Raw genomic sequence first — 24,494 nt, 5'->3', positions numbered from 1 at the left:
CAAAGGAGGGCAAAGGTTGCATGTTCGACGTTTGCTGCCTGTGCTGCTGTGCTGCTCTTGCCGGGGTGGGGGAGGGTTTTACTCCTCGCCTTCGCCGCCCTCGGTTTCGAGTTCGACAATCTCGTCGATGTCGTTCTCTTCTTCGTTCTCCTCCTGGTCCTCTTTCTCGGCCAGGCGGGCCACGGCGACCACGCGCTCGTTCTCTTCCTTCACCATGAGGCGCACGCCCTGGGTGTTGCGGCCGATGATGGAGAAGCCGGCCACCGAGACGCGCAGGATCTTGCCCTGGTCGGTGATCAGCATCAGGTCGTTGTCGTCAACCACCTGCTTGATGTCCACCACGTTGCCGTTACGCTCGGTGGTCTTGATGGTGATGATCCCCTTGCCGCCGCGGGACTGGGTGCGGTACTCGCTGATCTCGGTCCGCTTGCCGTAGCCGTTCTCGGTGACGGTGAAGATGGTGGAGTCGGTGAAGTTCTCGTTGAGAATCTCCATGCCGATCACCACGTCCTCGTCCTCGAGGGTCATGCCGCGCACGCCGCGGGAGACGCGCCCCACGGTACGGACGTCGTCCTCCTTGAAGCGGATCGCCTTGCCGGTAGCGGTGGCGAGCAGCACGTCCTGCTTGCCGTCGGTGAGCGCCACCGAGATGAGCTTGTCCCCATCGTCCAGGTTGACGGCGATGATGCCCCCCACCCTCGGGTGCGAGTACTCCATCAGGTTGGTCTTTTTCACCACGCCGTTCCTGGTGGCCATCATGATGAACTTGTCGTCCACGAACTCCTTGACCGGGAGGATGGTGGTGATCTTCTCGTTGTTGGCGAGGTTCAAAAGGTTCACGATCGCCTTGCCGCGCGCGGCGCGCCCCGCTTCCGGGATCTCGTACACCTTCAACCAGTAGACCTTGCCGGCGTCGGTGAAGAACATGAGGTAGTCCTTGGTGGAGGCGATGAACAGCTGCTCCACGAAATCCTCCTCTTTGGTCTTCATGCCGGTCTTCCCTTTGCCGCCGCGGCGCTGGGCGCGGTACAGGGTGACGGCGTTACGCTTTATGTAGCCGGTGTGCGAGATGGTGACCACCATGTCTTCCTCGACGATGGTGTCCTCGAGCGAGATGTCCGCGGTTTGCATCACGATCTCGGAGCGGCGCTTGTCGCCGAACTTGTCCTTGAGCTCCAGCAGCTCGCCCACGATGATCTTGAGGATCTCGGACTCCGAAGCCAGGATCTCCTTCAAGCGGGCGATGTACTTCAGGATCTCGCGCAGCTCATCGAGGATCTTTTCGCGCTCGAGACCGGTCAGGCGGTGCAGTCTCATGTCCAGGATGGCCTGGGCCTGCAGGTCGGAGAGGCCGAACTTCTCCATGAGGCCCACCTTCGCCTCGGCCGGCGACGCGCTGGCCTTGATCAGGGCGATCACCTCGTCCAGGTTGTCCAGGGCGATCTTCAAGCCTTCCAGGATGTGGGCCCGCGCCTCGGCCTTCTTCAGGTCGAAGATGGTGCGGCGGGTGACGATCTCTTTTCTGTGCTCGATGAAGAACTCGATGGTCTCCTTCAGGGTCAGGACGCGCGGCCGGTTGTGCACGATGGCCAGCATGATGATGCCGAAGGAGGACTGCATCTGGGTCTGCTTGTACAGGTGGTTCAGGAGGATGGTGGGGTTCTCGTCCTTCTTGAGCTCGATGACGATGCGCATACCCTCGCGGTCGCTCTCGTCACGGAGGTCGGAGATACCCTCGATCTTCTTCTCCTTGACCAGCTCGGCGATCTTCTCCACCAGCTTCGCCTTGTTCACCTGGTAGGGGATCTCGGTGACCACGATGGACTGGCGCTCGGTTTTCTTCTGGGTCTCGATCTGCACCTTGGCGCGCATCTGGATGATGCCGCGGCCGGTGGAGTACGCCTTCATGATCCCCTCGCGGCCGTAGATGAAGCCGCCGGTCGGGAAGTCCGGGCCCGGGATCAGTTCCACCAGCTCCTCGAAGGAGAGCTGCGGGTTCTCGATGATGGCGACGATGGCGTCCACCACCTCGGAGAGGTTGTGGGGCGGGATGTTGGTCGCCATGCCGACCGCGATGCCGGCCGAGCCGTTGACGAGCAGGTTCGGGAACTTGGAGGGAAGAACCAGCGGCTCCTTCAAGGAGTCGTCGTAGTTCGGGCCAAACGGCACCGTTTCCTTGTCCAGGTCGTTCAGGAGCTCGTGGGCGAGCTGCTCCATCCTGATCTCGGTGTAACGCATCGCCGCCGGGGAGTCGCCGTCGATGGAGCCGAAGTTACCCTGGCCGTCGACCAGCGGGTACCTGAGCGAGAAGTCCTGGGCCATCCTGACCAGGGTGTCGTAGACGGCTGTATCGCCGTGCGGGTGGTATTTACCGATGACGTCGCCGACGACGCGGGCCGATTTCTTGTACGGCTTGTTCCAGTCGTTTGACATGTCGTACATGGCGTAGAGGCAGCGCCTGTGCACCGGCTTCAGGCCGTCACGTACGTCGGGAAGCGCGCGGCCGACGATGACCGACATGGCGTAGTCCATGTAGGAGCGCTTCATCTCGTCTTCGATGTTTACCGATACCTTGTTCAGTTGATTCAGCATTTAGGAAACCCTTTCCGGTCAAAAGGCGGCATCTTCGGGTGAAATACCCCGAAAAATGCCCTCACAATTGATTTGCAGTAGAAATATGCAAAACGCTATCCCCTCCCGAAGGGAGGGGAAATTTTTTTTATTTAAGGATCACGCGGCCTTAACACGTTCTCACGCGCTCTGCCGGGCTCCTCCGCCCCCTCTTACACGTCGAGGTTGACGACGTTAAGCGCATTCTGCTCGATGAAGTCGCGGCGCGGCTCTACCTGGTCCCCCATGAGCACGGTGAAGATCTCTTCTGCCGCCACGGCGTCCTCGATCTTCACCTGCAAGAGCACCCTGTTCTCCTGGTGCATGGTGGTCTCCCAGAGCTGCTCCGGGTTCATCTCGCCCAGACCTTTGTAGCGCTGGATGTAGAGGCCCTTCTTGGCGCTCTCCATGAACCAGGAGAGGATCTCGTCCTGGCTCTCGCTCTCGAACATCACCTTGTCTTCCGGCCCGAGGATCACGGCGGGGCCTACCCCCATCACGGAACGCACGCGCTTGTGGCTGTCGAGCAGCATGGCGTACTCGTAGGAGTCCAGCACCTCGAAGATGGCCTGATCGGTCTTCACCCTCAGGTTCCCGAAGGCGAAGATGATGCTTTCGTCGTAGACCTGGGCCTCCACCTCGGGGTGGGCCTCCTTCATCTTGGGCACCAGCGCGATCAGGTCCGACATCTCCTCCAGCCCCGGCTTGATGCCGGCCTTCAGGAAGACGCGCAGCAGCAGCTCGTTGATCCCCTTCTTGACCACCTTGTCGAACAACTCGTCGTAGTCGATCAGCTGGGTGAGGATCGGGATGATCTGCTTGCCGCGGTAGGCGCGCTCGTCGTTGCCGGTGCCGAGCTTCAGCGTCATATCCTCGGTCCCTTCCTCGAGGAGGTAGGCCTGTAGCGCCGTCTCGTTTTTCAGGTACTGCTCTTTCCGGCCGCGCTTGATCTTGTACAGCGGCGGCTGTGCGATGTAGAGGTAGCCGCGCTCGATCAGCTCCATCATCTGGCGGAAGAAGAAGGTCAAAAGCAGCGTGAGGATGTGCGAGCCGTCCACGTCGGCATCGGTCATGATGATGATGCGGTGGTAGCGGAGCTTGGCGATGTCGAAGTCTTCCTTGCCGATCGACGTGCCCAGAGCCGAGATCAGGGTCCTGATCTCCTGGGAGGCGAGCATCTTGTCGAAGCGCGCCTTCTCGACGTTGAGGATCTTACCCTTCAGGGGGAGGATCGCCTGGTACTTGCGGTCGCGCCCCTGCTTCGCGGAGCCCCCTGCGGAGTCGCCCTCGACCAGGAACAGTTCGCACAGCGCCGGGTCCTTCTCCTGGCAGTCGGCCAGCTTGCCGGGAAGGGTGCCCACCTCGAGCGCCCCCTTGCGGCGGGTCAGTTCGCGGGCCTTCCTGGCCGCCTCGCGGGCGCGGGCCGCGTCGATGGACTTCTCCAGGATCTTCCTGGCCATGGCCGGGTTCTCTTCCAGGTAGGTGGCGAGCTTCTCGTTCATCAGGGTCTCGACGTACCCCTTCACCTCGGAGTTGCCGAGCTTGGTCTTGGTCTGCCCCTCGAACTGCGGCTGGGATATCTTCACCGAGATCACCGCGGTGAGGCCTTCACGCAGGTCCTCGCCCGAGATCGCCACCTTCACGTTCTTCAAAAGGTTGTTGGCGGTGGCGTAGTTGTTCATGGTACGGGTGAGCGACGCCTTGAAGCCGATCAGGTGCGTGCCACCCTCGTGGGTGTTGATGTTGTTGGCGAAGGAGAACACTTTCTCGTCGTAGGAGTCGTTGTACTGCATCGCGATCTCGATATCGACGCCGCTCTTCTCCCCCTTGATGTAGATCGGTTCCGGGTTGACCAGGTTCTTGTTCTTGTTCAGGTATTCAACGAAGCTCCTGATGCCCCCCTCGTAGAAGAAGTCGTGGTCCTTCTCGGTGCGCTCGTCGTGGATCTTGATGCGCACGCCGGCGTTCAGGAAGGCGAGCTCGCGCAGCCTTTTCGAGAGGATGTCGAAGGAGAACTCGGTGGTCTCGAAGATTTCGCCGTCGGGGAGGAAGGTGATCTTGGTGCCGCGACGCTTGGTCTCGCCGGTGATGGCGAGCGGCGCCTGGGGCACGCCCCTTCGGTAGCTCTGGGTGAAGAGTTGGCCGTTTCTGCGGATCTCCAGTTCCAGCTTGGTGGAGAGCGCGTTGACGACCGAGCTGCCCACGCCGTGCAGACCGCCGGACACCTTGTAGGAAGAGTTGTCGAACTTGCCGCCGGCGTGGAGCACGGTGAGGACGACCTCGGCCGCCGACCTTCCCTCGGTGGGGTGCATGTCGGTCGGGATGCCGCGGCCGTTGTCCTCGACCGTGACCGAGCCGTCCAGGTGGATGGTGACCTGGACCGCGTCGCAATAGCCGGCCAGCGCCTCGTCGATCGCGTTGTCCACCAACTCGTAAACCAGGTGGTGCAGACCCTGAGCAGCGGTGGAACCGATGTACATGGCCGGACGCTTCCTTACCGCTTCCAGTCCTTCAAGAATCTGGATCTTATCCGCCCCGTAATCGCTTTGTTCTTCTGAGCTCATCTTTACCTCTAGTTGAGAATTTTTCCCTCGTTGATGCGGAAAGTTCTGTTGTCTTCCATGTCCGCGATCGCCACATTGGACAGCGACGTCGTGGTGATGAAAACCTGCATCTCCCTTTTCTTAAGGAAGTCCATCAGGTTCTTGTTGCGTTCCCGGTCCAGTTCGCTGGTCATGTCGTCCAGAAGGAGCACCGGGGGTGCCTCGAAGCACCTGGTGATGTACTCGATCTCCGCCATCTTGAGCGCCAGCACGAAGGATCTCTGCTGTCCCTGCGAGGCGAAGTGCCGGGCGGAGCGGCCGTTCAGTCCGAAGTAGAGGTCGTCCCGGTGCGGCCCGATCGCCGTGGTCTGGCGCCTCTTCTCTTCCGCCGCGTGCGCCTTGAGGGCGTCGGCGAGCGCCGCCCGGGGGTTCTCCGCGTAGGCCTTCTGGTCCACCCCGTGCAGCCGGTACTCGATCTGCACCGTCTCGTCGTTGCCGGAAATCTCGCTGTAGAAGCCCTGCAGCAGCTTGCCGATCTCGGTCAGGTATGCCTTTCTTCTCTCGATCACCAGTTGCGCGGCCTGGATCAACTGCTCGGTCCAGACCTCGATCCCGCTGCTGTCGCCGACCTTCAGGAGGGCGTTGCGGTTCTTGAGGATCTTCGAGTAGTCGTGGAAGGCGGCCAGGTAACTCAGATCGCAGGTGAAGACCGCCCGGTCCAGGTACCGGCGCCTGAGGTCCGGTCCCCCGCGCACCATGGAGATCTCTTCCGGCGTGAAGAGCACCACGTTCAGACTGCCGAAGAAGTCGTCCAGCCTTGTAGCGAGTTTGGCGTCGATCTTCGCTTTCTTGCCCTGCTTCTCCAACAGGAGGGCAATCTCCCTGCTGACCCGGTCCCGTTCCACGACCCCCTTGATCAGGGCGAACTCCGAGCCGAACGCGATCAGCTCGACGTTTTTCGCCTGCTTGAAGGACTTCATCGTGGCGAGGAGGTAGATCGATTCCAGCAGGTTGGTCTTGCCCTGGCCGTTGTTGCCGTAAAAAACGTTGAACTTCTTGCCTGGAACAAGCTCGATGTTCTGCAGGTTACGGAATGAAGCAAGCTTGAGTTTTATAAGTTTCATTTAGGAACGGTTGAGGCTGAGGTTAAGGTTTGAGAAAAACCGCTGATCCTGCTTTTTAGTCTCTACTTAACCTCGCCTCTGACCTGTCTTAAAGCCTCATCGGCATGATGACCGCCAGGAATTCCTCGCTGTCGGCCGCCTTCATGATCACCGGGGAGAGTTCGTCCTTCAGTTTCAACTCCACCTCGCGCTGCTCCATGACTGAGAGCACGTCGATCAGGTACTTGGCGTTGAAGCGGGCCGAGATGCCGTTGCCTTCGTAATCGATCTCGATCTCCTCGCGCGCCTCTCCGAGTTCGGGGTTGCTGGAGGAGATGATCACCAGCTCCGGATTGACGTCGATCTTGACCCCCTTGAACTTCTCGGAAGAGAGGATAGACATCCTTTTCAGCGAATGGAGGAACTTGTCCCGGTTGATCTGCACGATGCGGTCGTTGGCGACCGGGATGACCTTGGTGTAATCCGGGAACTCGCCGTCGATGAGGCGCATCACCACCACGGTATTCCCCTTCTTGATGACGGCGCTGTTGTCCATGAAGCCGAGCATGATCTCGCCGTCTTCTTCCTCAACCATCTTCTTCAACTCGAAGATACCCTTCCTCGGGAAGATGACCCCCTTGGAAAGCTCGGCGGTGATGTTGCCGTTGATCTCTTTTTGGGCGACGGAGAGGCGGTGACCGTCGGTCGCGACCATCTTGAGCACGTTGGTGCCGTTCTCGTCGAACGCCTTGATGAAGATACCGTTCAGGTTGTACTTGGTCTCGTCGTAGCAGATGGCATAGGAGGTCTTCTCGATCATGTCAGCCAGGATCTCGTTCTTGAAGACCAGGAAGCTCTCCTCCTTCACCTTGGGGAAGTAGGGGAATTCTTCCGACGAGAGACCGACGATGTTGAAACGGGCCTTGCCGCAGGTGATCTCTACCCAGTCGTTGTCCTTGGTCGAGAACAGGATCTCCTCGTCCGGCATCTCCTTGACGATCTCATAGAGTTTCTTGGCCGAGACGGTGATCTTGCCTTCGCGGATCACGGTGGTCGGATAGGAACTCTTCATGCCGACCTCGAGATCGGTTGCGGTGATGAAGAGCTGGTCGTTTTGAACCTCGAGCAGCGCGTTGGAGAGAATGGGCATGGTGTTGCGCTTTTCTACGATACCCTGGATTCTCTGGAGGGCTTTCATAAAAATCTCTTTGCTGATTCTGAATTCCATGTCGTCTCTCTCCGGTTCTGTTTTTATTATGTTTATCTTTAAAGATTGTAGTAGTAGATAGTGTCCTGTTGATACTGTGGACAACCTCGTTACTGTTTGAAACTGTTCCGCTTTTGGGCCTGGAAACCTGAAGGGATAAACCGCCCGGTTGTGGTGAGTTCTGCACAGCTTATTTTGACAGGGCTCGCGACAGGCTGTTTGTCCACAGTTATCCCCACTATGTGAACAGCCTTTTCTTGATGTCTTCCACAGTCGCTTTCAGGTCCGCGTCGGCCGCCAATTGCTTCTCGATCTTCTTGACCGAGTGGATGATGGTAGAGTGGTCCTTGCCTCCGAACTTCTCGCCTATCTCCGGGTAGGACGCCTTGGTCAGCTCCCGGCATATATATATGGCAATCTGGCGCGGCACCACCAGGGTCTTGATGCGCTTGTCCGACTTGAGCTCCGAGACCTTGATGCGGAAGTGGTCGGCGACCATCTTCTGGATCATCTCCACGCTGATGTCGCGCGTCTTCTCGACGATGATGTCCTTCATCACCTCGCGCGCCATGGACAGGGTGATCTCTTTGCCGGTCAGGCTGGCGAAGGCCTCGAGGCGGATCAGCATCCCTTCCAGCTCGCGGATGTTGCTGGTGGCACCCTCGGCGAGGAACAGCGCCACGTCGTCGGGGAGGTTCACCGCGTGCATGTCGGACTTCTTCTTGAGGATGGCTACCTTGGTTTCCACTCCCGGCGGCTGGATGTCCGCGATCAGGCCCCACTCGAAGCGTGATCTCAGGCGCTCTTCGAGACCCGGTATGTCCTTGGGGAACTTGTCCGAGGTGACCACGATCTGCTTGTGCGACTCGTAGAGAGCGTTGAAGGTATGGAAGAACTCCTCCTGGGTCGCCTCTTTGCCGGCCATGAACTGGATGTCGTCGATGAGCAGCAGGTCCATCTTCCTGAACTTGTTGCGGAACTCGTCCATCTTCTTGTAGCGCAGCGAGTTGATCATCTCGTTCATGAACTTCTCGGACGAGTAGTAGCAGATCTTCGCCTTGGGGTTCTTGGCCAGGATCTGGTTGCCGATCGCGTTCACCAGGTGCGTCTTGCCCAGACCCACGCCCCCGTAGATGAAGAGCGGGTTGTAGTTGGAGGCCGGCTTGTTGGCCACCGCCTGCGACGCCGCATAGGCAAACTGGTTGCTCGGCCCGGAGACGAAGGACTCGAAGGTGTACTTGGGGTTCAGGTTGGGGACGAGTTCGGGCTTTTTGTCCTTCTCCTTTTCCTTGTCCTTTTCCCCCTCCTTCTCTTTATCCTTTTCCTTGCTCTTCGCCTTCGACTCCTTCTCCACCTTGGGCTCGGTGGACTCAGGCTTCGATTCGGCGACGTGGAACTCGATGTGGTAGGTCTTCGAGGTGATCGCGGAGAGTACTTCCTTGATCATGGAGAGGTACTTGTCGGTAACCCATTTCTGAAAGAACGAACTCGGTACTTCGAGGACTACGGTGTCTGCGGTGGCGCCAAGGAACTTAAGCGGCTCTATCCAGGTCGTGTAAGTCTGCTCGGTTAATACTTGTTTAAGATTTGCCTGGGCTTCCAGCCAAATATTTTCCATGGAGAGAGGCCTTTTTTTCACTGTTTTTAAACAGCTTTATCAACAACTGTTGATAATAGATAAGTTGCGCGATTTCAAAGACTTACTGGATTTTAAACAGAATAAGCCTATGTTAAGATTTTTGGCTCGTCACACTACCATGTCAGCCCCTTTTTTTGCAAGGCAAAACTTGGCTTTAAAGAAACGTCTTGACAAGAATTGGCCTTTATGTTTAAGTTCGACACTTGCCTTTAAAAGCATTGTTACCCTAAGACTTAAGGAGCAGATAAAGATGAAAAGAACTTACCAGCCCAGCAATACTTCCAGGAAAAGGACCCACGGCTTCCTCGTGCGTATGGCCACCAAGAACGGCCGTCTCGTGATCAAGAGGAGAAGGGCTAAAGGCCGCAAGCGTCTCTCCGTGGGCATTGCCACCAAGTAATATCCTTTTTGTCCTGCTCGGATTTTCCCAAGGCTGAACGCCTGCGCAGGCGCCCCGAATTCCTGCAGTTCAACGACGGTGCGTCGAAGATGCACACGCCGCACTTTCTGCTGCTTTGGAAGGTGAAAGACGGGTGCGCCACACGGGTAGGGTTTACCGTGAGCAAGAAGGTAGGGAACGCCGTAGTCAGAAACAGTATCAAGAGAAGACTGCGGGAGTTTTACAGGCAGAACAAGCCTCTTTTCATCTCGGCCGATTTCAATATCGTTGCCAAGAAAGGAGCTGACTTGCTTGACTTTCACCAGATCTCAACCGAGCTCGCAGCCGCCTTCGGGCGGCTGCGTAAAAAACATGGTCACTAGCACACTCAAAGGCCTGATCGTTCTCTACCAGAGATTCATCTCTCCGCTCAAGGCCCCATCCTGCCGTTTTTACCCTACCTGTTCGCACTACTCCTTACAAGCATTGGAAAAATACGGCCCTCTCAAGGGTTTGTGGCTCACGGCTGCGCGCATACTCAAGTGTCATCCGTTTCACCCGGGCGGTTACGATCCGGTCAAATAGTCCTTCCAGGAGATTGAAATGGAAAAACGTACTATCATAGCGATACTGCTCTCCATCGGGGTCATGTACGCTTATTCTTTTATCTTTCCGCCCGCCAAGCAGGTTCCGCCCGCAGGTAGCGCCAAACAGGTTGCCGTGAGCTCGGCCACCGTTGCCGCGGCCCCGCAGGCAGCTCCGGCCACCGCTCCTGGTGCACCGACCGCTCCCATCGCGGTACCGGCACAACCCGCCGGCGCCGCCCGCGACATCACCGTCGACACCGATCTTTACAGCGCCGTCTTCTCCACCCAGGGGGCCGGCCTGAAAAAGTTCGTACTGAAGAAGTACAAGGATGTGGCGGGACCCAAAGGGCAGGACATCGTCCTGGTCAACGAGACCGCAGCCAACCGGTTCAACCTGCTGAACGACTCCCGTGAGCTCGGTCTCAACCCGACCGCCCTCTACAACGTCGGCGGCAGCGACCTCAAGCTTACCGGCACCAACAAGGGCACCCTCGAATTCACCACCACCACGCCGCAGGGCGTCGTGTTCAAGAAGACCTATACCTTTACCGGCGACGCCTATCGCATCGGGCTTACCGAGCAGGTACAGAACGCCGGCTCCGCACAGGTCGCCGCTCCGGTGCACCTGCTGCAGACTTCCCGCGTCATCGACCAGAAGGCCGGCGGCGGCCGCTACGAAGTTTACGGCCCCTCGACTCTCACCGACAACGCCGTCAAGAGCGAGAAGCTGGACAGCCTGCTCAAGACGCCGGTGCAGTTCGACAAGAACATCGTCTGGTCCGCATTTGCCGACAAGTACTTCATGGAGAGCGTCATCGCCGAGAAGGGGAGCATCGCCCAGGTGCGCCTGTCCCGTCCCTCCGTTGACGCCAACCTGCGGGACATAGTTTCCCCGACCGTGACCGTGGCCCCGGGTCAGAGCGCAGCCGTCAACTACACCCTGTACTACGGCCCGAAGGACCTCGACATCCTCAAAGCCCAAGGGAGCAGGCTGGAAGAGGTCATCGACTACGGCTGGTTTGCCCCCATTGCGAAGCCGCTGGTGGTGTTCCTGAAGTTCCTCTACAAGTACACCGGCAACTACGGCATCGCCATCATCGTCATCACCTGCCTCCTGAAGCTGGTGTTCTTCCCGCTCACGCACAAGAGCTACAAGTCCATGAAGGACATGCAGAAGCTGCAGCCCAAGATGAACGAGCTGAAGGAGAAGTATAAGAACGACCGCGACGCCATGAACCGCGCCGTGATGGAACTGTACAAGACCCACAAGGTCAACCCGCTTGGTGGCTGTCTGCCGATGCTGGTCCAGATCCCGGTATTCTTCGGCCTGTACCGCGCACTCATGTACTCCATCGAACTCAGGCACGCGCCTTTCTATCTCTGGATCACCGACCTCTCTGCCAAGGACCCGTACTACGTGACCCCGCTCATCATGGGCGCCACCATGTTCATCCAGCAGAAGATGACCCCGACCAACATGGACCCGGTCCAGGCCAAGATGATGCTGATGCTGCCGGTTGTCTTCACCTTCATGTTCCTGAACTTCCCGTCCGGCCTGGTTATCTACTGGCTGGTCAACAACGTGCTGACCATCGCGCAGCAGATGTACATCAACAAGTCGGTCGCCGACTGACCTAAAGTGGATCAAAGCAATGTATGTTCGCGACACAATCGCAGCAATAAGCACAGCGGTAGGTGAGGGGGGAATCGGGATCGTAAGGATCAGCGGCCCTGCCTCCCTGCCCATCGCAAGCAGCATCTTCAGAGCAAAGTCGAACGGTGGCCTAAAAAGCCACCGTTTTTCTTATGGTGACGTGGTTAATCCTGCCAACGGCGACCTGGTCGATGAGGCCATGGTGGTCTACATGAAAGGCCCCAACTCCTACACCCGCGAGGACGTGGTCGAGATCCAATGTCACGGTGGGACGCTGGTGGTATCGCGCATCTTAGGGTTGGCCTTGGAACAAGGGGCGCGGCTTGCTGAGCCGGGAGAATTCACCAAGCGTGCCTTTCTGAACGGGAGGATCGACCTGGTGCAGGCCGAAGCGGTCATGGACGTCATCTCCAGCCGCACCGACGCGTCGCTCGCCTTAGCCCAGCACCAACGCGAAGGGCTTCTCTCCAAGCGTATCTCCACCGTAAAAGAAGGCATAGTCTATGCCCTCGCCTACGTGGAGGCGCTGATCGATTTTCCCGAAGATGATGTCGACGTGGCTGTTGAGACCGACGTGCTGGGCAAGGTAGCGCCGGCGCTGGCCGAGCTTGATGCCTTGATTCAGGGATTCGACGAGGGGAAGGTGCTGCGCGACGGGGTATCGGTGGTCATCGCCGGTAAGCCCAACGTCGGGAAGTCGAGTCTGCTCAATACCCTTTTGAAGGAGAAGAGGGCTATAGTCACCTCTGTTCCGGGGACCACGCGAGACCTAATAGAGGAAGTGGTCAACATAAACGGACTGCCGGTTAAGCTTCTCGATACTGCCGGCATACGTGAGTCGGAGGACCAGGTTGAACAGGAGGGAGTGCGGCTGTCGCTGGACCGGATTCCCAAGGCCGACCTGGTGCTCTTTGTTGTCGACGGCTCGACGGACTTCTGCGAAGATGATGTCTCCATCCTGCAGGCGATAGGCAGCAAAAGTTTTATAGTTGTCAGAAACAAGGCAGACCTTTCGGTAAAAGCGACTTTGCCTGACGACTGTTGTGCCCCTGTAGTCGCTCTATCCACCCTTACCGGGCAGGGTGTGCCTGAACTGCGTGATGCCATCAGCAATGCTTTTATGCACGGGCATGCCATTGACGGCCGGGAATTCGTGGCGGTGTCCAAAGCCCGACACAGAGACGCACTCCTTAAGGCGCAATCCTCGCTCCTGTCGTTCGTCACCAATGTAGAGGCTGGGGTAAACATGGAGTTGTTGCCTGTTGATCTCAGGGACGCGCTCGATGCTGTAGGGCAAGTTACCGGGGAGACAACCGCAGATGACGTTCTCGATCGAATCTTTTCCAGTTTCTGTATAGGGAAATAGGGAGCGCAATGCAGGGGTGATGTTTCACGTGAAACAATTCCTTTTTCTCCTGTTAATCCGCATGTTTTTTTGTCCTGGTCACGCAGCGTGGTGCAATACCTTTGTAGTTCAACCACCACCTTAACCAAGGTCATTTACATAAAACTCTTTACAGACCCTTGTGAAGTCTTGCAACGCTGTTGAGAAGTTGTGGGACGCGAATGACAAGTTGCGGACCGCTGTTTAGAAGTTATGGACCGCTGTTGAGAAGTTGTGGACCGCTGTTGAGAAGTTGTGGACCGCTAGTGAGAAGTTGTGGACCGCTAGTGAGAAGTTGTGGACCGCTAGTGAGAAGTTGTGGACCGCTAGTGAGAAGTTGTGGACCGCTAGTGAGAAGTTGTGGACCGCTAGTGAGAAGTTGCGGACCGCTGTTTAGAAGTTATGGACCGCTACTGAGAAGTTATGGACCGCTAGTGAGAAGATATACATCGCTAGTGAGAAGATATACATCGCTAGTGAGAAGATATGCATCGCGAGGGAGAAGATGTAGACCGCGAGGGAGAAGTTGCGGGTAGCGAGTGAGATGATGTGGACTGCGGTTCAGAACTTGTGGACCCCGATTGATAAGTCTTCAACCGTGACAGATATGCCTTACACCGCTAGATGACTCTTAGAGGTCCGTGGATAACTTGTTTACCATGGGCTGCGAGTTCTCTATTGCGGTTCATGGATGTTCTGTTTCCCGTAGGTCGAGGGTGTTGGGCCGTTTTAGGTTAAGATGTGTTTTAAGGATATGATTTTGCAGGATTTTTTACTTTTGTTTCACGTGGAACATCTGTCGGCTTAGCAGATTCATGGCTGCAGAGGAGTTCAGGGCTGCTTCTGTTGCCACACTTACATGCATTCGCAGTACACGGAGTAAGGTTTGATAGTTTACGACAAGAAATATGATGTAATCGTCGTCGGCGCAGGGCATGCCGGGTGCGAGGCCGCACTCGCCGCCGCGCGCATGGGACGCTCGACCCTTATGCTCACCATCAACCTGGACGCCATCGCTCTGATGTCATGCAACCCCGCCATCGGCGGATTGGCCAAGGGGCATCTCGTCAAAGAAATCGATGCCCTTGGCGGCGAGATGGGACGCAACATAGATGCAACCGGGATCCAGTTCCGCGTGCTGAACACCAAGAAGGGCCCGGCTGTCCGCGCTTCCCGCGCCCAGGCGGACAAGCAGTTGTACCGCCTGCGCATGAAGCACGTCATGGAGCAGCAGGACGACCTGGACCTGAAGCAGGTGGAAGTAACGGGAGTGGTGATCGAGGCAGGCGAGGTTGTCGGCGTCGATACCCGTGGCGGTGTCCGCTTCCTGGGCAAAACGGTTGTCCTCACTACCGGCACCTTCATGCGCGGTCTCATCCACATCGGCCTCGTCAATTACCCCGGAGGCAGGGCAGGGGATCTGCCTTCCATCGGGCTCTCCGACGGCCTCAAGGATTACGGCTTCGATGTCGGCCGTCTCAAGACCGGCACCCCGGCGCGCCTGGATGGCCGGACCATCGACTTCGACAGGCTCGAGAAGCAGTACGGTGACGAGAACCCGATCCCGTTCTCTTTCTCAACCGAGCGCATCGAGCAGCCGCAGGTTCCCTGTCACATCGCCTATACCAATCCCAGGTCCCACGATATCATCCGCAGCGGCCTGGATCGCTCGCCGCTCTACGCCGGGATCATCGAGGGAATCGGCCCGCGTTACTGCCCGTCCATCGAGGACAAGGTGGTGCGCTTCCCCGAGAAGGATCGCCATCAGACCTTCATCGAACCAGAAGGGCGCGAAACGGTGGAAGTCTACCCGAGCGGCATGTCCACCTCGCTTCCCATCGACATCCAGTGGGCCTTCTACCGGAGCATCGAGGGGCTGGAGCGGGTCGAGATCATGCGCCCGGCCTACGCCATCGAGTATGACTACGTCAACCCGATCCAGCTGCACGCCTCGCTGGAGACCAAGCTGGTGCGCAACCTCTACCATGCCGGCCAGATCAACGGCACTTCGGGTTACGAGGAGGCCGCGGCACAAGGGCTCATGGCCGGGATCAATGCCGCCCTCAGGGTACAGGACAAAGAGCCGCTGGTGCTTGGACGGAGCGAAGCCTACATCGGCGTGATGATCGACGACCTGGTGACCCTGGGCACCAAGGAACCGTACCGCATGTTCACCTCGCGGGCGGAGTACCGCCTGTTGCTGCGCGAAGACAACGCTGACCTTCGCCTGAGGGAGAAGGGGCACGAAATCGGGCTGGTGAAGGAAGAGGTCTATAGCTCCTTCCTGGCCAAAAAAGAACTGATCGAAAGCGAACTGGCGCGGCTCTCCAAGGAAAGACTGGCTCCTTCTGCTGCCGGTGAGGATCTGCTCGAGGAATGGGGATTGGCGGGGATGCAGAACGCTATCAGCTACGAGCAGCTGCTGCGTCGCCCGGAATTCACCTGCCAGGACCTCTCCAGGATTTATCCGGCCATCATGGATCTGCCTGAGCAGGTGCGTGAACAGCTCGAAATCCAGATCAAGTACCAAGGCTATATCCAGCGCCAGCTGGAGCAGGTGGACCGTTCCGCGAGGCTTGAGAGTACGAAAATCCCCGATGACATGGACTACGGAACCATCTCCGGGCTTTCCGCCGAGGTGCGGGAAAAGCTCGCCCGCTTCCGTCCCGACACCCTGGGCCAGGCGTCCCGCATCCCTGGCGTCACACCTGCCGGTATCACGATCCTGTCCATCGCACTGAAGGCGAGGTATGGTCGATGAACCAGCGCGCCAAGGATCTCTTGAAGAAAGGTGCCCTCGAACTGGGGCTGGACCTGACTCCGGCCCAGTTGCATGCCCTCGACCTCTTCGCGGAAGAGTTGAAGAAATGGAACCGGAAGATCAACCTCACCGCCATAACCGATGACGAAGGTATCGCGGTGAAGCACCTGGTGGACTCGTTGAGCCTGCTGAAAGTGGTGCGTGGGCCGGCAACCATGCTCGATATCGGTTCCGGTGGCGGCTTCCCCGGCATTCCGGTGAAGCTGGTGCAACCTGATCTGGAGATCGTGTCGGTCGATGCGGTGGTGAAAAAGATCAGCTTTCAGAAACAGGCGGTGCGCCTGCTGAACCTGGTGGGCTTCGCTGCTCTGCATGTGCGCGCCGAGACGTTGGCCGCGCAGTACGCAGGTTATTTTGATTATGTCGTATCCCGCGCCTTTTCGGATATTCCTTCCTTCGTTGCCATGGCCCTCCCGGTTTTGAAGGAGGGGGGACGTGTCGTCGCAATGAAAGGGAAGAACGCCGCGGAGGAAGTCGTCGCTGCCGAAGGCGAACTGGAAAAACTTGGTGCGCGGGTGGAGTCGGTACAAGATTTCACTCTTCCCTGCTCCGGCGACGCCAGATCGTTGGTTGTTATCGCCAAAATATGATTAGTTTTTGTTAATGTTTTTCAGAATGAGCAAAAATGGCTCTAGAAGCGGCTTTAGCTGCCAATGAAGGTCTGTGGTTGCGTCGAGGCGAGAACGGCTGTTTTAGGGTGTAAAATGGCAGCCTAAAATTTGTGCAATTTTGGCCAGAAACGTTCCTGGCGCCTTCCGGCGGCGGTAGGGGGGAGAGGCACCGACGGCAGGTCGAGGTCAGAGAGGTCTCGCGTTTCGCGACGCCCTCACCCCGACCCTCTCCTAAAGGGAGAGGACGCTGGACACGCCAATCGCCATTCGAGATCGAGCTCATCCACCTTCGAGAAAGAGAGGATTGAAAGTCCTCCCCATATCTCTTCGGGAGAGTGAGGGTGGGAGGTTCATCCCCTCGCCCTCCGGGAGAGGGGCGGGGGTGAGGGCAGCTTGCTATCGGTGAGGGCCGTTTCAGTTCCCTGCACAAACCGTGTTAAACTTCGCCAACCCGGCACCATTCTCCGGTCCTGGCGCGGGGAAAGCGGTCAGCATTACTTTGACTTTTTGTCTCTTTATATGTTAGAAATAAAAACTTTTTTTGTTTACAGCGACAGCAGAACCAGGTGAAATTGCACCGGTCGCCGTAGAACGCTCTACAAACAAAACACCCCAGACATTCACATAGCTCTAACGAGGAGGTAGACCATGTTTCACGGAAGTATCGTTGCCATCGTGACCCCGTTCAACAACCATGCGGTGGACGAAGAAAAGCTGAGGGAACTCGTCGAGTTCCAGATCGAGAACGGCACCGACGCCATCGTGCCCTGCGGCACCACCGGTGAGTCCTCCACTCTCAGCTACGAGGAGCACGACCGGGTCATCCAGATCGTGGTAGAGCAGGTCAACAAGAGGGTTCCGGTCATCGCCGGCACCGGCTCCAACTCCACCCACGAGGCGATCGAGATCACCAAGCACGCCAAGGAACTGGGCGCCGACGGTGCCCTGCTGGTGACTCCGTACTACAACAAGCCGTCCCAGGAAGGGCTCTACCGACACTACAAGGCCGTTGCCGACGCGGTGGCGCTCCCCCAGATCCTGTACAACGTACCGGGCCGCACCGGCGTCAACCTGCTCCCGGAAACCGTGGCGCGCCTCGCCGAGCACCAGAACATCGTCGCCATCAAGGAGGCAACCGGCTCGCTGCAGCAGGCTTCCGAGGTGCTGGCCCTTTGCGGCGACAAACTCGACGTCCTCTCCGGCGATGACTTCATCACCCTGCCGATCATGGCAGCCGGTGGCAAGGGTGTCATCTCGGTGACCGCCAACATCATGCCGAAAGAGATCGCGTCGCTGGTCGACGCCTTCAACGCCGGCAACCTGGAGGAGGCGAGGAGGCTGCATCTGTACCTCCTGAAGATCTCCAACGCGATGTTCATCGAGAGCAACCCGGTTCCGGTCAAGACCGCCGTTTCCCTGATGGGCAAGTGCAGCGACGAGGTGCGTCTGCCGCTGGCCCCGCTCATGGAGGCCAACAAGGCGAAGCTCGTGGCCATCATGAAGGAATACAAGCTGATCTAACGAAAGCGGAAAAAAGATGGGGGACTGTAGGGGCGAATAATCATTCGCCCCAACCCTGGCGCCTCGCGGGGAGTCCCATTATTAATTAGAATTGGAGAAACCAATGGTTAAAATAGCTGTTTGCGGGGCTGCCGGACGGATGGGCGGCCGTATCATCGCCGCCATCAAGGAATCCGAAGGGGTCGAACTCTCCGGCGCCCTGGAGCGGCCGGGCCACCCGATGGTGGGACAGGACGCCGGTTACAACGCCGGGCTGGGCGCCATCGGCGTCGCCATCAGTGACGATCTCAACGCCGTGGTGCAGGGGTGCGACGTCCTTATCGACTTCACCGCTCCCAAGGTGTCCCTTAAAAACCTGGAAGTCTGCGCCCTTTACAAGAAGTCCATCGTCATCGGCTCCACCGGTTTTACCCCGGAAGAGCGCGCGCTGGCGGCGGAACTGGCGCGCGAGATCCCGGTCATCATCGCTCCCAACATGTCCGTGGGCGTCAACGTCTGCTTCAAGGTGCTGGCCGACGTGGCCAAGATCCTGGGCGAGGACTTCGACGTCGAGATCGTCGAGGCGCACCACCGCCTGAAGAAGGACTCCCCCTCCGGGACCGCGGTCAGGATGGGCGAAGTGGTGGCCAACGCGTTGGGACGCGACTACAACCAGGTCGCCAACTACCATCGCGAGGGGATCTGCGGCGAGCGCACCCACGACGAGATCGGCATGCAGACCGTGCGCGGCGGCGACATCGTCGGCGAGCACACCGTCTACTTCATCGGCATGGGGGAGCGCATCGAGCTCACCCACCGCGCCCACACCCGCGACATGTTCTCCCGCGGTTCCGTGCGCGCCGCCAAGTGGGTGGTCACCGCCAAGCCGGGCGTGTGGGACATGCAGGACGTGCTCGGGCTGAGATAAGAGATTCAGGCGGCCCTTTGGGCTGCCGTAGAGTTTAATTCTGGAGGAAATACGTGGCAAAGATAAACGATAACTACCTGAAACTGAAAGCTGGTTACCTCTTCCCGGAGATCGGGCGCCGCGTGCGCGCTTTCGCCGCCGCCAACCCGGAGGCGAAAGTGATCCGCCTCGGGATCGGCGACGTGACACGCCCCCTGGCCCCGGCCGTCATCAAGGCGTTCCACGACGCGGTTGACGACCTGGCCACCGTCGACAACTTCGCCGGTTACGGCCCGGAGCAGGGCTACGACTGGCTCATCAACGCCATCATCGAGAAGTCCTACAAGCCGCTCGGCGTCGACCTGAAGACCGAGGAGATGTTCATCTCCGACGGCTCCAAGTGCGACTGCGCCAACATCCTGGACATCTTCGCGCTGGACAACGTGGTGGCGATCGGCGACCCGGTCTACCCGGTCTACAACGACACCAACGTCATGATCGGCCGCACCGGTGAGGCGGACGAGAAGGGTTACTACAAAGGGATCGTCTACCTTCCCTGCACCGAGGAGAACGGTTTCATCCCGGCGCTCCCCACCGGCAAAGTGGACATCATCTACCTCTGCTTCCCCAACAACCCGACCGGCACCGTGGCCAGCAAGGCGGAGCTGAAGAAGTGGGTGGACTACGCCCTCGCCAACGACGCCGTGATCTTCTACGACGCTGCCTACGAGGCGTTCATCACCGATCCGAGCATCCCGCATTCCATCTACGAGGTGGAGGGCGCGAAGAAGTGCGCCATCGAGTTCCGCTCCTTCTCCAAAACCGCCGGCTTCACCGGCGTGCGCTGCGGCCTGGTAGTCGTGCCGGAAGAGGTAATGGGCACCACCGAGAGCGGCGAGAGGTACTCCTTCAACAAGCTCTGGCTGCGCCGCACCACCACCAAGTTCAACGGCGCCTCCTATCCGGTGCAGAAGGCCGCTGCCGCGGTCTACTCCGAGGAAGGGTGGAAGCAGAACAAGGAAATCATCGACTACTACATGGAGAACGCCCGCATCATCCGCGAAGGGCTAGCGGCTGCCGGCCTGACCGTGTACGGTGGCGTCAACGCCCCCTACATCTGGCTCAAGACCCCGGAAGGGCTCTCCTCCTGGGACTTCTTCGACAAGCTCCTCAACGAGTGCAACGTGGTCGGCACCCCGGGCAGCGGCTTCGGCCCGGCCGGCGAGGGGTACTTCCGCCTCTCCGCCTTCGGTAACCGCGACAACGTCATCGAGGCGGTCGAGAGGATCAAGAAGAACCTCAAGTAGTAGCGGCACATGCAGGTAAAAAAAGGCGGTTCCCGATCGGGAACCGCCTTTTTTCGTCTAGTCGCCCATTTGTCATCCATCTCCCTCTCCACTTGGGAGAGGGGCCGCTGGAATCTCTATTACCCCTGCGCCTTGAGCAGCCTGGTCAACTCGCGGCAAAAGGCGGGGAGGTCGTCGGGTTTCCGGGAGGTGATCAGGTTGCCGTCGACCAGCACCTCGATGTCCTGGTACTGCGCCCCGGCGTCGCGCAGTTCAGGAGCCACCGACTCGTAACAGGTGGCCTTGCGTCCCTTGAGCAGCCCGGCCGAGATCAGGATCTGCGGGCCGTGACAGATGGCAGCCACCGGTTTTCCCGAGGACATGAACGCCCGGGCGATTTCCTGGACCCCCGGGAGGTTCCGGATGGCCGCCGGGGCCTTCCCTCCCGGCAGCACCAGTACGGCGTAATCGGCGGGGTGGATGTCCGAAAACACCTTGTCTACCGGTACTTCGTACCCGTGCTTACCGTGAATGGTGCCGGCGTTTTCCGACGCCACGACCACGGAGTAGCCGACTTCACGCAGTCGGTAAAGGGGTACCAGCAGCTCCGAATCCTCGAAATTGTCCGCGCTCAAGATCAATGCTTTCATGATTCCTCCGCTCTCGAAAGTTTATTAGGCAGCGGCCCTGACGCCAGGCTGCCGAAATGGACCAAGTAGGACGGACACAGTTTACCATGCGCCCCGCGATTGGCATCAGAAAGAATAATGAAAACTAATGATCCTCGGAGGGGGGGGGTGCTAACGACCTCGCGGTGTACCAGGGAGGAGGAGTGAGGGGGCGGGGAAGGGGAGGGCGGCTACTTCAAGACGGTGTAGCCATGCTTGGCGTCCCAGCGGTACCCCTTGCCGCTCCAGATCGCCTCGATGGTCTTCCAATCGAGCCCCAGTCCCTTCATCTCTTCGCAGATGTAGTAGGCGGGCATGATCTCGTCGTCGTCGATGCGGCCGTCACCGTTGCTGTCGGCCCAGTGGTAGGACCCAATGTGGATGGCACCGCTGCCGCCGACCGCTTCGGTCCGGTTGGTGGAACCGGCACTGTGGATGACGATCTCCCCTTTGAACGCGGCATCCCTGCCGGAATTGAAGCTGGCCGGGACTTGGAGGGTGAAGGAGAGGGTTACTGGCGTGCCGCCGTCGGGAACCAGCCATTTGACGTCGGAATCGGACGAGGACGCGGGGGGGAGCGAGCTGACCAGGCGGGCACCCGCGGGGAGCTTTTCCCTGAGGATGAAACCGAAGGGGGATCCGGATTGGCGCGCCACCTTGATCTGCACCGGGAAAACCTCACCGGGGGCGGCGAAGCGCGGCGTCCAGCGGGTGGCGCTGAGGGGCAGGGCAGGCTGGCGCAGCACGAAGAACAGGAGCAGGCCCAGCAACAGGGCGGCGAGGAGAACGGATATCGTGACGGTGGTGGCTTTGGCTGGGGGCGGCTCCAACTGCGGCGGGGCCTGCTCCGGTTCTGGAGAGTCCGGCCTTAGGACCTCCTCCAGTGGAACCTCGAGGGCATCGGCCAGTTTCTGGGCGTTGTCCCTTTTGATAGAGGGGTAGCGGTTGTTTTCCCAGCGCGAAATGGTGTCGGTGGTCACACCGACCACGCTGGCGACGTAGAGCTGGGTGAGCCGCTTGGTCTCCCTTATGCTCCGGATCCGGGCGCCGTCGATGGCGACGCTGGGCTGGGCACTCTTGTCGTTTTTGTCGTTGGTGTCAACCATCACAACGCTCTCCGCAAGCTGAAACGGGTGGTTCGGGGGGCGGATGAGGCCCGACATGGCCCGCCGGGGACCCGACATCGGGTCGGATTGCTATAGATGTCGATACCGGGGCGGCTGACCAGATGCTATGTTTACCACAGTTCGGTAGCAAAAGACCCAAAAGAAAAGGAGTGGACCATGAAAAAGGTAATCGTAGCAGCAGCCCTCGTCGTGTTCGGTGCGGGAGCGGCCTTCGCCGCCGACGTCATCACCCTGCCGGCCAAAAACGGCAACATCACCTTCGACCACAAGAAACACCAGGAAGCGCTGAAGGACTGTAAGGCGTGCCACGAGAAGGGACCGGGCAAGATCGAAGGCTTCGGCAAGGACTGGGCGCACAAGACCTGCAAAGGGTGCCACAGCGACAAGGGCGCCGGCCCGACCAAGTGCTCTGACTGCCACAAGAAGTAGTCGGCAAGCCCAGAGCAGGCCGATCCCCACCAGGGACGGCACAAGGCGGCTCTCCTACGGAGGCCGCCTTTTTTAGGTTCTGCCGCCCCCTTGGTGCCCCCGCCCCCTTGTTACCCGATCTACTGCGCGAACAGCTCGTCGATCGCGTCGAAGTCCAGGCGCTCATCGGCCAGGGATCGGATTAGCGCAAGTTTCTCGGTGTCCTTGGCGGTCAACTTGGAGACATCCTCAGTGATGAGCTTGTAGAGATCGGTAGTGGTCTGGTTGGTGCGGATATAGGGAATGTTGCTGCGGTCGATGATGCGCTGGGTGATGCCGCTGACCGGCGCCTGGCCCGAAATGATCAATCCGGCGATCTGCGGATGGAACTCGGGCATCTGGTACAGGTTGGCCAGGGTGACCAGCAATTCGTCACGGCTGCTGGTCACCAGCAAAAGCGTGGAATCGCGCAGCATTTCCGTAACCCGCTGGGTCGACGCCGCTCCGATCTGCACGTTATGGATGATGCGCTTCACCTCGCGGCAGTTGCCGTGCAAGGGGAGGTCGAGCAGGCGTGCCACCCTGCCTAACGATGGATTGGCCAGTACCGGTTTGTAGTCGAAGCCGCCGAGAACGGAAAAAGTCTGTCCCGCGAAGGCGCGGGTCAGGTAGTCCAGCATGGTGTCGCGCTTCTCGGCAAACAGCTTGTTCACCAGGACCCCGCGTACATCGGCCCCCTCAATCTTGAACAGTGCCGTGTTCATGGCCAGGGTGTCGATGACGTTTCCCACGCCTCCACCGCTCAGCATCAGGACCGGCGCGTCCAGCATCTTGGCGATGCGTGCGTTGGACAGATTGAGGACCGACCCGACGCCGGGATGCCCGGATCCCTCGATGATGATGAAGTCGTAGTTCTTCTCCAGCTCCGCAAAGCTGGTCATGATGCGGTCGGCCAGTTCGGGAAGGTTCAGCTTGCCGTCGATGGCCTGCCGCGAGGTTTCCGGGTACACCACGACCGGTGACATGTAGCTCAGGTCCTTGGTCAGGTCGTATACCTGGGCCATGAGGGCGGCGTCCTTGTCGACGGGAATACCGCGCAGCACGGTGGGTTTGGGCCCCAGTGGCTTCATGAAGCCGACGCGTCCGTATTTCTTCTGGGCAAGGTGCAGCAGCGAAACGCTGATGGTCGTCTTACCGATGTTCTGACCCGAAGCCGCGACGAAAATCTTCCTGGCCAAGGCTGCCTCCGCTAAACCTCATTAGCATAGTGTAAACGCGATGCTCATGATGGTATTGAAGGGGCTGCTTGTCAAGCTCAAACGCGGGTGGGGCGTTTGCGGGAAGGGGAAAATCGTTGTATCTTTGGCTGGTGTTAATCTCAGGGGGAGCCATGGACGACGATGACCTGAAACAACGGCTGTTTCATTACACCGAGGAAGAGGAATTCGCCAACCGTTGGACCCATGCCCTGGGTATCCTGCTGAGCGCGGCGGGGGCGGCCGCCCTGATCAGCCTGGCGGTTCGCATCGGCGACCAGGCGCGCATCGTCTCCGCTTCGGTTTACGCCGCCACCATGCTCCTCTTTTACAGCGTCTCGACCACCTACCACAGCGTGAGAAGGCCTCGCCTGCGCTACACGTTCCGCATACTGGACCATGCCTGCGTCTACTTCATGATCGCCGGAACCTACACCCCATTCGCCATGGTCACGCTACGGGGGGCCTGGGGGGATTGGCTGTTGGTCACGGTGTGGGGGCTCGGGACGGTGGGCGCGCTCATGAAGCTGTACACCACGCACCGGCTTCCCTACCTGGGGCCGGCGCTCTACCTGGGGCTTGGCTGGCTCGTTCTCGTCGTCATCAAGCCGCTGGCCGCCTCACTCGCCCTCAACGGGCTGCTGCTGCTCTTCGCGGGCGGGGCCGCCTACACCCTCGGAGTCCTTTTTTACCTCTGGGACCAACTCCCCTTCAACCATGCCATCTGGCACGTTTTCGTGCTGGTGGGAAGCGCCTTTCACTTCCTGGCCATCTTCTGGTACGTGACACCCGTCGGGCGGTGAG

At 59.0% G+C, this 24,494-nt stretch carries 20 protein-coding genes; 12 read left to right on the top strand and 8 right to left on the bottom strand.

What is annotated here, in order from left to right; genetic code table 11:
• Positions 1–78 precede the first annotated feature (78 nt).
• From gyrA to dnaA, 5 genes are all read right to left on the bottom strand, one after another.
• Positions 79–2,592 carry a DNA gyrase subunit A gene (gene gyrA, locus KOL99_RS02675; RefSeq protein ID WP_216508947.1) on the bottom strand — a complete coding sequence of 838 codons (2,514 nt, stop codon included), beginning with the start codon at positions 2,590–2,592 and terminating at the stop codon, positions 79–81.
• Positions 2,593–2,783: 191 nt separating this feature from the next.
• Positions 2,784–5,174, bottom strand: coding sequence for a DNA topoisomerase (ATP-hydrolyzing) subunit B (gyrB, locus tag KOL99_RS02670; RefSeq protein ID WP_216508946.1), 2,391 nt, complete (start codon positions 5,172–5,174; stop codon positions 2,784–2,786).
• 8 nt (positions 5,175–5,182) lie between these two features.
• Positions 5,183–6,277 carry a DNA replication/repair protein RecF gene (recF, locus tag KOL99_RS02665; RefSeq protein WP_216508945.1) on the bottom strand — a complete coding sequence of 365 codons (1,095 nt, stop codon included), beginning with the start codon at positions 6,275–6,277 and terminating at the stop codon, positions 5,183–5,185.
• 88 nt (positions 6,278–6,365) lie between these two features.
• Positions 6,366–7,484 (bottom strand): DNA polymerase III subunit beta, encoded by a 1,119-nt coding sequence (gene dnaN / locus KOL99_RS02660; RefSeq protein ID WP_216508944.1) that lies wholly within the window; start codon positions 7,482–7,484, stop codon positions 6,366–6,368.
• Positions 7,485–7,701: 217 nt separating this feature from the next.
• Positions 7,702–9,081, bottom strand: coding sequence for a chromosomal replication initiator protein DnaA (gene dnaA, locus KOL99_RS02655; RefSeq protein WP_216508943.1), 1,380 nt, complete (start codon positions 9,079–9,081; stop codon positions 7,702–7,704).
• Between the two features lie 271 nt (positions 9,082–9,352).
• On the opposite strand from dnaA, the gene rpmH reads away from it, so the two are divergent.
• From rpmH to KOL99_RS02605, 10 genes are all read left to right on the top strand, one after another.
• Positions 9,353–9,502: a 50S ribosomal protein L34 gene (rpmH, locus tag KOL99_RS02650; RefSeq protein WP_183344104.1), complete on the top strand. Its 150-nt coding sequence runs from the start codon at positions 9,353–9,355 to the stop codon at positions 9,500–9,502.
• An 8-nt stretch (positions 9,503–9,510) separates the two neighbouring features.
• The gene (gene rnpA, locus KOL99_RS02645) at positions 9,511–9,864 is read left to right on the top strand and encodes a ribonuclease P protein component (RefSeq protein WP_183344102.1); all 354 of its coding nucleotides are present in this window, start codon (positions 9,511–9,513) and stop codon (positions 9,862–9,864) included.
• Complete coding sequence (yidD, locus tag KOL99_RS02640) at positions 9,854–10,066, top strand: membrane protein insertion efficiency factor YidD (RefSeq protein ID WP_216508942.1); 213 nt, start codon at positions 9,854–9,856, stop codon at positions 10,064–10,066. Before rnpA ends, yidD begins: the two co-directional genes overlap by 11 nt.
• 18 nt (positions 10,067–10,084) lie before the next feature.
• Positions 10,085–11,701, top strand: coding sequence for a membrane protein insertase YidC (yidC, locus tag KOL99_RS02635; RefSeq protein ID WP_216508941.1), 1,617 nt, complete (start codon positions 10,085–10,087; stop codon positions 11,699–11,701).
• A 19-nt stretch (positions 11,702–11,720) separates the two neighbouring features.
• Positions 11,721–13,088: a tRNA uridine-5-carboxymethylaminomethyl(34) synthesis GTPase MnmE gene (gene mnmE, locus KOL99_RS02630; RefSeq protein WP_216508940.1), complete on the top strand. Its 1,368-nt coding sequence runs from the start codon at positions 11,721–11,723 to the stop codon at positions 13,086–13,088.
• A gap of 904 nt (positions 13,089–13,992) precedes the next feature.
• Positions 13,993–15,867 carry a tRNA uridine-5-carboxymethylaminomethyl(34) synthesis enzyme MnmG gene (gene mnmG, locus KOL99_RS02625; protein WP_216508939.1) on the top strand — a complete coding sequence of 625 codons (1,875 nt, stop codon included), beginning with the start codon at positions 13,993–13,995 and terminating at the stop codon, positions 15,865–15,867.
• Entirely contained in the window at positions 15,864–16,517 is a 654-nt protein-coding gene (gene rsmG, locus KOL99_RS02620) for a 16S rRNA (guanine(527)-N(7))-methyltransferase RsmG (protein ID WP_216508938.1), read from the top strand. The genes mnmG and rsmG overlap by 4 nt, the downstream gene beginning before the upstream one ends.
• Before the next feature lie 669 nt (positions 16,518–17,186).
• Entirely contained in the window at positions 17,187–18,059 is an 873-nt protein-coding gene (gene dapA / locus KOL99_RS02615) for a 4-hydroxy-tetrahydrodipicolinate synthase (RefSeq protein WP_216508937.1), read from the top strand.
• Positions 18,060–18,162: 103 nt separating this feature from the next.
• Positions 18,163–18,966, top strand: a complete 804-nt coding sequence (gene dapB, locus KOL99_RS02610; RefSeq protein WP_216508936.1) for a 4-hydroxy-tetrahydrodipicolinate reductase — start codon at positions 18,163–18,165, stop codon at positions 18,964–18,966.
• Between the two features lie 53 nt (positions 18,967–19,019).
• Entirely contained in the window at positions 19,020–20,252 is a 1,233-nt protein-coding gene (locus KOL99_RS02605) for an LL-diaminopimelate aminotransferase (RefSeq protein WP_216508935.1), read from the top strand.
• Positions 20,253–20,371: 119 nt separating this feature from the next.
• On the opposite strand, the gene KOL99_RS02600 is transcribed toward KOL99_RS02605, so the two are convergent.
• Both KOL99_RS02600 and KOL99_RS02595 read right to left on the bottom strand, forming a co-directional pair.
• Positions 20,372–20,881, bottom strand: coding sequence for a type 1 glutamine amidotransferase domain-containing protein (locus KOL99_RS02600; RefSeq protein ID WP_216508934.1), 510 nt, complete (start codon positions 20,879–20,881; stop codon positions 20,372–20,374).
• Positions 20,882–21,090: 209 nt separating this feature from the next.
• Entirely contained in the window at positions 21,091–22,005 is a 915-nt protein-coding gene (locus KOL99_RS02595) for a helix-turn-helix transcriptional regulator (RefSeq protein WP_216508933.1), read from the bottom strand.
• 177 nt (positions 22,006–22,182) lie between these two features.
• Between KOL99_RS02595 and KOL99_RS02590 the strand changes: the two genes are divergently transcribed.
• A complete protein-coding gene (locus tag KOL99_RS02590; RefSeq protein WP_216508932.1) occupies positions 22,183–22,455 on the top strand; it encodes a cytochrome c7 in 273 nt (90 codons plus the stop codon).
• A 119-nt stretch (positions 22,456–22,574) separates the two neighbouring features.
• Here KOL99_RS02590 and KOL99_RS02585 read toward each other — a convergent pair whose 3' ends face one another.
• Positions 22,575–23,672 (bottom strand): phosphotransacetylase family protein, encoded by a 1,098-nt coding sequence (locus KOL99_RS02585; protein WP_216508931.1) that lies wholly within the window; start codon positions 23,670–23,672, stop codon positions 22,575–22,577.
• A gap of 152 nt (positions 23,673–23,824) precedes the next feature.
• On the opposite strand from KOL99_RS02585, the gene trhA reads away from it, so the two are divergent.
• On the top strand, positions 23,825–24,493 hold the full coding sequence (gene trhA, locus KOL99_RS02580; protein WP_216508930.1) for a PAQR family membrane homeostasis protein TrhA: 669 nt from the start codon (positions 23,825–23,827) through the stop codon (positions 24,491–24,493).
• Position 24,494 lies beyond the last annotated feature (1 nt).

It is taken from the genome of Geomonas azotofigens, assembly GCF_018919395.1.
Taxonomy (GTDB): Bacteria; Desulfobacterota; Desulfuromonadia; order Geobacterales; family Geobacteraceae; genus Geomonas; species Geomonas azotofigens.
The sequence above is the reverse complement of the archived record's forward strand: the minus strand, read 5'-3'. Positions and strand labels throughout refer to the sequence as shown.